Genomic DNA, 7,840 nt, shown 5'->3' with positions numbered 1-7,840 from the left:
GGCCCGAGTCGACGGCTGCCCGGCCCCCTGGAAACGCGTCTTGTTCTCGATAGCGCGGAGCGGGAAACGCTGATGGCGCATCGCTTCCTGGATGCGTGTGTCGACATGCCTGCAGAATTCGGCCACTGTGGACTGCGGTGACGTCGTCAGAACCAATGGCACGACTCCGGAAACCATCCCGGGCATCAGCAGTACTTCAGGACTCACCCGTCGACTCACCGGAAAATCGAGGACAACCTCGGATCCCCCGGTCTCGCCATGTACGAGCAGCGCGTACGCCGCGGCGACCACCGACGCTCGGCGGACCCCGAGAGCTTTCGAGAGCTCTCGCGCCCTGTCGACCGCGCAACGATCCAATCGGATTGGCGCAGAAGGCTCGTACTCATCGATCGGGTTTGCGACTCCGACGGCGGGTCCAGGACGAGACTCAGCTTCAGGCGGTACATTCTTGGACCAATAGGCCTGATCAACGAGGTAATCGTCGGTAGCCTCGTATTCGAACTCGCAATCGATGATGCTCTTCAGCGGGCCGAAGATCGTGGGCGGTATCGCCTCGCCGGCATCGATTGCTGTATAGGCAGCGGCAATCTGGTGAATGACGAGACCCATGCCGATGCCGTCGATCGCGATGTGGTGACAGCACACAAAAAAGTAGAACTCGTCAGACCGAGTCTGCATCAACGCGAACTTGAACAGCGGACCATCCAGCGGCATCGGCGTTCGACGGATCGCTGCAACCACCCGATAGGCGTCCTGCACCGGGTCGGCCGAGCCCGTCAAGTCGTAGCGGCCGAGTTCGATGTCCGGATAGTCGACAACCGTCTGGAAAACTTGGCCGTCTACCTCCGCAAATACAGCCCTGAGGGGTTCGGCCTCGGCGACCACGTGACGAATGGCCCGTTCGAGGACGTCATGTTCGATGACGCCGTCGAGACGGGCAAGCATTCCCAGCTGCCACTTGACACCGGCGCGCCCAGACTCCTCGGCAAGCCAAATGTCCAGCTGGCCCCGCGTGAGCGGAAGTGCCCCGTGATCACTTCGGGTATTTCCAGCCGACGGCTTACTGATCAACAGTCCGACCCTGTGCCAACCTCTCGCGGAGACTCTTCGGCCGGATGTCAGGCCAATGTTGCTCGATGTACTCCAAGCAGGAGGCGCGATCCGCCTCGCCGTAGACCACCCGCCAGCCGGCCGGAACATCTGCGAAGGCCGGCCACAGGCTGTGTTGCTCCTCGTCGTTGATCAAAACGAAAAAACTGCCGTTGTCGTCGTCGAATGGATTGATGCTCACCAGTTCTCCAGACCATCTGGGCGAGTTAAATGGAACACGTTCTAAACCTAACCCAGACAGCCCGGTCGCCAGGCGGTTTTAGAAAAATCGTCAATATTTGCTACTCGCCGCCCGGTGGGCGATGCACAGTGGCGTTCCCGCCACCGCGACCCCCGTTAACATAGCGAATTAGCCACTAACGCTTGGACCGCGACGTGTTTCGCCGATACGTACGCAGCCACCACCGCTGATTACGCCCACCACCTTCGTAGAGGCAATATTTGCTGAGGGGTGGACCTTTCCCGCCCGGCCGCCCACTTCGCAGCACCAGGCCGACCTCTACGAGCCTTCAGCGAGACAAATGCAACTCATAGAAATCTGCTGAGCAGCAGCACAGCATTTCGCCCGGCGAACGGGAACTAATGGTCGTCACCGGAACCGAGTTGAAGGCAAACGTGCCATCACCCGCCCCGGGTCACCCGCAGTGGGTGATGTCTCCGACCGAAAGCACCCCGTACCCATGCCAAGACTCGTACGGTTGGGAAATACCGTAGAGCCCGGATCTGCGACCGTGGATCGTGCGAGCGCACGCCACGACCGGCCACCCGTGTCGGTTGCGATCCGAGGCCGTCGGTCTTTCCGCACCCGTACCGTCTAGTAGCTAGGGATCACGCAAAGTGACTGCCGCGAAAACCGAACTGCCGCCCGGCCCTCCACTTCCCATGGTGGTGCAGTCCACGTTGATGGCAAGCTTCGGTCTACGCTTCCTGCGCGCGTGCCAGCGCCGCTATGGGAACATGTTCCGGCTGCGTATTCCGTTGTCGGGCACGGTCGTCTACCTCGCCGACCCTGCCGACATCAAGACGGTGTACGCCGGTGACCCTCGGGTCTTTCATTCCGGCGAAGCACATTGGTTTTTCCGCGGTCTCCTCGGCGAGAGCTCGCTGTTTGTGCTCGACGAGGACGCGCACCACTCCCTGCGCCGCCTGACGATGCCGGCATTTCATCGCGACGCCGTCGCGCAGCAGGCTGCTCAGATGGTCGAGATCGCCGCAGAGAACGTCGCCGGGTGGCCGGTCGGAAAGAGCTTCCCGGTGGCACCCATGACTACGGAGATCACGCTCGAGGTGATCCTGCGAACAGTCATCGGCGCCAGCGACCCCGCGCGACTGGCCGCGCTGCGCCGGGTGGTGCCGCGGTTGCTCTACATGAAACCCTGGGAGACACCGGCGATTACGAAACCGAGCCTGCGGCGCCATCGCCCGTGGCGAGGCGTCGGCCGGCGATTCGAGGAAGCTGACGCCCTGCTCTACGCCGAGATCGCCGACCGGCGTGCCGACCCCGACCTCGAGCACCGTACCGACGTGCTGGCCATGCTGGTCCGCGCCACCGACGACGACGGTCGCACCATGTCCGACAGCGAACTGCGCGACCAGCTCCTGACTGCGATCGCGGCCGGACACGAGACCACCGCGACGGCACTGTCCTGGGCGTTGGAGCGACTGACCCGCCACCCGGAGGCGCTGGCCAAGGCGGTGCGGGCCGCCGATGCCAGCGCGGCAGGCGACGCGTCCGGCGACGAGTACCTCGACGCCGTGGTCAAGGAGACGTTGCGGATCCGTCCGGTGCTGTTCAGCTCCGGACGGGTTCTCAAGGAGCCGACCGAGATCGGTGGCTATCGGTTGCCGGCCGGCATCATGGTCGACCCGGCCATCGGGCTGGTGCACGCGAGCGCCGAGGTGTACCCCGATCCGGATCGATTCGACCCGGATCGAATGCTCGACGCCTCCCTCAGCCCCACCACCTGGCTCCCTTTCGGTGGCGGAAACCGCCGCTGCCTCGGTGCCACCTTCGCCATGGTGGAGATACGGCTCGTCCTCCGTGAGATCCTGCGCCGGGTCGAATTGAGCACGACTGCTGCGGCTGACGAAAAGCAGCGGGCGAAGCACGTCACGTTCGTTCCGCATCGTGGCGGGATGATCCACGTCCGCGCGATCCGAGATGCCGAGCCGCCATCGCAGGCCGCAACGCCACAACACTGCCCCGCCAGCGCTCATGGTTCACGTGACTCGCCGGAGTAACGCGGAAAGCTCCGATCAGAGCTGTGTCACAGCCGGCCGACGCCGGCAAGTTTCTCCACGAGATCTGCCGCGGTCGCGATACTTTCGGCAGGCTGGGTCATCTGGGCGGCGACCTCGCGCGCTCGGGCGGCATATTGCGGCTCGAGGATCGTGCGCAGGTCAGCAACCAGGCTCTTCTCCGTCGTGCCCGAAAAGCGCCGGGCCGTACCCACTTTCAGCACCTTGACCCGGCGCCCCCACAGCGTCTGATCGAGATCGGTCGACAGGATCAACGTGGGAACCCCCGCGCGCAGGCCCGCGGCGGTGGTGCCCAATCCGCCATGGTGCACCACCGCGCGACAACCGGGAAACGCCGTCGCGAAATTCATCGTGCCGACGATCTTGACGTGCTCGGACCGGGGAAGGTGGCTCAGGTCGGTTCCGGCCGCACACACCAGCGCCCGCTCTCCGAGCTGTGCGCAGGCCGAGTTGATCATCGCGAGTGTTTTCGCGCCCGATTCCATCGGCAAGCTGCCGAAGCCGAAGAATATCGGTGGTGGCCCCGCCGCGATCCACCTGGCGACCTCTTCGTCTGAATCACCTGGCAGATTCATCGTCAAGGCACCGACGAAGGGCCGCTGACCGGACCATTGCGCCCATTCGTCGGCCAACCCGGGAAAGCAGGCTTCGTCGTACCCCTGGATCTCCAGGCAACCGCGTTCGGTGAGCCGCCACGGCGAGGGAGAGGTGGCCTTCGGCAACGCCAGTTCGCCTCGCTGTATGCCCTCGACTTTCCTGGCGTTGCGCCAGGCAATCCATTCGGACACTCGCATCGCCGTTCGGCCCAGCCGCCCCGGCAGGAACGGCACGAACTGGCCATTGGCGCGAAGCGGGAACAGATGCAATGTGGCCAACGGAATGTCGTAGTACTCAGCGACGTTGCCCGCGGCATCCTCGAAATTCACTCCGGTGAACAGCAGGTCGGCATCTTCGGCGAGCGACGTCAAAGTGGCAATGATGTCCTTCCAGCACTGGTGGAACGGCGCCACCACTTCCCGTCGCAACCTGATCATCTCGCGGACCTTCCAGAAGTTCCGGAAGAAGTGGGTCCAGAAGTCGCGGTGCGCATCCAGCACCGCCTGCAGATCCGGCCCGTACGGGATCGCTGTCGGCCCGGCCGCCTCGGCAAAGCCGACGAGGTCGGGCGGGACAGCCATGTGCACGTCGTGTCCGCGTCGTAGCAGCTCACGGCCCACGGCGACACACGGCTCGATGTCACCGCGGGTTCCGTAGCTTGCCAGGACAATCTTCATTGCAGATTCTGGCCTCTCACGTCCCTTGCGCGCCCGCGAAAATGACAGCCGGAGCTCTTGCGGACGACGCTCAACTGCTCGGCAGCATAACGCGGCCGGCACGCCGTCGACGTGAGATCCAGAACGATCCAACGCCTTTCGCTATTTACGCCAGAGCACAGCAGTCCCGTCGATATCTACGATCTCGGCGGTGATCCCGTGCTCCGCACGGTAGTCGGTGACGGCTTGCCGACATGGCTCGAGATCGTGATAGTCGTCGATGATGCAGAAGCCCTGCGGGGACAGCCGCGGGTAGAGCGCGTCGAGTGCCTGGATCGTGGATTCGTACAGATCGCCGTCGATCCGCAGCACCGCAATGCGATCGATCGGCGCGTCTTTCAGGGTGTCCTTGAACCAACCGGGCAGGAAGCGGACCTGGTCGTCCATCAGTCCGTAGCGCTCGAAGTTCGCCCTGACCTCAGTTTCTGGCACGCCCAGTATGCCGGCCAGGCTCTGCGTCCTGAGCCCCTTGTCGGCGATGTAGTTGTCGGGGTCGGCAGGTGGCAGGCCCTGGAACGAGTCCGCCACCCAGACGCTTCGTGTCTGATCCCCATAGGCGGCCAGTACGGCACGCATCAGGATGCAGGCCCCGCCCCGCCACACACCACATTCGATCAGGTCGCCGGGGATGTCCTCCGCGAGTACAGTCTCGACACACTGCTGAAGACTGGTCAGTCGTTGCATTCCGATCATCGTCTCGGCCTCCGCCGGCCAATCGATGCCCAAGTCCCGCTTGTGCCGGACGAGGGTGCTGCGATTCTCGTTCGGAGTCGCGCGGGCAAGTCGATGCGCCCCACCGCGAACCATCATGCGATTGAGGGTCTTGAAGTAGAGCCGTCGCCTCAGCGTCCACTCGGCGGGCATTCGTTCCGGCATCCCGTACCTCGTGAGGTTGCCTCGGATCAGATCGAGGTACAGCGATCGAACATCGTGGTCGGTCACGTGAAATTGGGCCCCCAGCTCGTATTCCAGTAAGTTCGAGTGACTCTAGCCTCGAGCCGGCACTACCCGGATCGGTTTGCTGATTGAGTATGGGGAAATTGACCCGCACGATGGCACGACGACGAAAGCGCAGCGGGCCAACCGGTGCCCGAATCGCAAGATCGACTGTGAGAGAGAAGATTTCCGGTGGCCGGCCGCTCCCACTCGTCCGATACCTCAGATTGCCTGTAGGACGAATCCCGTCTGGTCGCCCCGTCCCTGTCGGTTGAGCAATTGTGCGCGTTTTTCCCACGCCCACAGCTGCTTGGGTCCGAACATCCGCAGTATCTTCGGATCGGTCACCGGGACATCACGTCGATACGCTTCACTGCCGAGAAACTGGCCCAAATTCGAGTCATCGAACGTCCGAACCACTCGCATTCCAGCCCGTTCGGCCGCCACTGCCATTCCCTGCCGCGAGGGTATGACCATGTGCCGCGGTGCATCGGCCTGCACCCAATCGGCCCGGTAGGTGCTCCACGCTTCCGACGAAGTCGTGGGCACACGAGCCAGGCACATGCCTCCGGCGGCGAGCTTGCCGTACGCCACCTTGAGGGTCTCGACCGGGTCGGGAACGTGTTCGAGCGAATGATTGAACATGATGAGGTCGAATTTGCCGTCGACATCGCGCAGATCTGCCTTCATCAGCGGCACACCTTCAGCAGATCGGCCATCGGCCTCGATGAACGGGTCCGCGCCGACCAAGTTGTTGAATCCAATTCTGGTCAGACGGTCCAGCAGTCCCCCGGTGCCACAACCGACGTCCAGAATGCGCGAGTCGTGCTCGACGGCCAATTGAGCGAGCATTCTGACGACGTCGCCGCCGAGGAGCACACGGAAGAGCCCTTCGGTCAGACGCGCCTTCATGAATGCACCGACAATCGGATTGCCGCCGCGCAGCTTGTACTCGTCATGCTGTGTGACCAGCCATCGAAACGCGCCCGGTTGCGCTGACTCGCTGTGTGAGTAGTAGTTCGAGGGGTAGTGACGCATGAGGTCTTCGCCCTCTAGCTCCTTGTCGATCTGCAAGGTATCGCACGCAGCGCAGCAGAAATATTCAAATTGTTCCCGAGTACCGAACATCATCTCGCGAACGTCAATCGCCGGATGGGGGCCAGTGGATCCGCATAACCGGCAATCTCTGGTTATCGCGGACACTCGGCCATCCTCAGAGAACTCCACGCCACCGCGAGAGCATAACGTCCGTAGTCTGCCGCCGGGCCGAAACCGACATGCCGGCAGGCCTGTGCATGAGCCAAGTTGGCGCTCGCAAACCGACTTTGGCGTGCCGGGAAAGCATCATCAAGGACACCGTCGGTGCGAAAAGAGCGGGCCGGCAGGAGCAACCGGGTAGTGTTTCGACCGTGTGGGGATCGGTGCTGGCGCTAGGAATTTTGGTTGGCCTCGATCCCATGCGCATCGGGATCACCCTTCTCGTGATCTCCCGGCCGCGACCCGTGCAGAACCTGCTGATGTTCGGTGCCGGCTGCATGGCTGCATGCATTCCTACGCTGATCGTTCCGCTGACGCTGCTGCACGCGACGCCGATGTTCAAGTCGACCGCGGAATCCTGGGCCAAGAGTTCGACCGGCGGTTACATCCAGATCGGCATGGGTGCGGTCGCGCTGACGACTGCCACAGTGCTGACGGTGCACTTCTGGGTGCGTCAGCGGGCGAAGCTACCGGCTACGGATGGTGGCGCGTCGACGATGGTCCTCGACGCCGACACGTCGACGCCGGTCTCACGACTCCTCGCCCGCGCGAAAGAAGAACCGGAAGGCGGCACATCCTTTTTCCGGCGCCTGCTGCGGCGCGGCCACGATGCCTGGGAAAGCGGAGCCCTGTGGGTCTCGTTCGTGATCGGCTTCTCATTTGCCGGGGCCCCACCCGACGTGGCTCTGTTCCTACTCGCGATCGTCGTCGTCTCCGGAGCGGCGGTCGGCACGCAGATCACCGCCGCGATCGCATTCATCGTCGGCATGCTGGCCGTTGTCGAGATCGTCCTCGTCAGCTATCTGGCCGCTCCCACGAAAACCGAAGCTGTCCTGCAACGGCTGCATGACTGGGCGTGGGCTCACCATCGAAAAATCTTGGTGGCCATGTGCATATTGGCCGGCGTCATGCTGATTGCCAAGGGTTTGAACACCATCTGAGCTGGGCACGACCCGACGGACTAC

General features: G+C 63.1%; 7 protein-coding genes. 2 read left to right on the top strand and 5 right to left on the bottom strand.

Annotation, left to right across the window (positions count from 1 at the left end):
* Positions 1–1,071, bottom strand: a 1,071-nt coding sequence (locus A5779_RS29515; RefSeq protein WP_269085857.1) for a condensation domain-containing protein, incomplete at its 3' end; no start/stop codon positions are given.
* The gene (locus tag A5779_RS29510) at positions 1,061–1,291 is read right to left on the bottom strand and encodes an MbtH family protein (protein WP_055113977.1); all 231 of its coding nucleotides are present in this window, start codon (positions 1,289–1,291) and stop codon (positions 1,061–1,063) included. The genes A5779_RS29515 and A5779_RS29510, both read right to left, overlap by 11 nt.
* A 656-nt stretch (positions 1,292–1,947) precedes the next feature.
* Between A5779_RS29510 and A5779_RS29505 the strand changes: the two genes are divergently transcribed.
* Positions 1,948–3,351 carry a cytochrome P450 gene (locus A5779_RS29505; protein ID WP_082941900.1) on the top strand — a complete coding sequence of 468 codons (1,404 nt, stop codon included), beginning with the start codon at positions 1,948–1,950 and terminating at the stop codon, positions 3,349–3,351.
* Between the two features lie 26 nt (positions 3,352–3,377).
* On the opposite strand, the gene A5779_RS29500 is transcribed toward A5779_RS29505, so the two are convergent.
* The 3 genes from A5779_RS29500 to A5779_RS29490 all read right to left on the bottom strand — a co-directional run bounded on the left by A5779_RS29500 (position 3,378) and on the right by A5779_RS29490 (position 6,749).
* Positions 3,378–4,643 (bottom strand): glycosyltransferase, encoded by a 1,266-nt coding sequence (locus A5779_RS29500; RefSeq protein WP_064887253.1) that lies wholly within the window; start codon positions 4,641–4,643, stop codon positions 3,378–3,380.
* Positions 4,644–4,784: 141 nt separating this feature from the next.
* Complete coding sequence (locus A5779_RS29495) at positions 4,785–5,624, bottom strand: TylF/MycF/NovP-related O-methyltransferase (RefSeq protein WP_064887252.1); 840 nt, start codon at positions 5,622–5,624, stop codon at positions 4,785–4,787.
* A 216-nt stretch (positions 5,625–5,840) separates the two neighbouring features.
* On the bottom strand, positions 5,841–6,749 hold the full coding sequence (locus A5779_RS29490) for a class I SAM-dependent methyltransferase (protein ID WP_082941899.1): 909 nt from the start codon (positions 6,747–6,749) through the stop codon (positions 5,841–5,843).
* A 164-nt stretch (positions 6,750–6,913) separates the two neighbouring features.
* Between A5779_RS29490 and A5779_RS29485 the strand changes: the two genes are divergently transcribed.
* Entirely contained in the window at positions 6,914–7,816 is a 903-nt protein-coding gene (locus tag A5779_RS29485) for a GAP family protein (RefSeq protein WP_236734919.1), read from the top strand.
* Positions 7,817–7,840 lie beyond the last annotated feature (24 nt).

The organism is Mycolicibacterium peregrinum, assembly GCF_001665625.1.
Taxonomy (GTDB): Bacteria; Actinomycetota; Actinomycetes; order Mycobacteriales; family Mycobacteriaceae; genus Mycobacterium; species Mycobacterium peregrinum_B.
The sequence above is the reverse complement of the archived record's forward strand: the minus strand, read 5'-3'. Positions and strand labels throughout refer to the sequence as shown.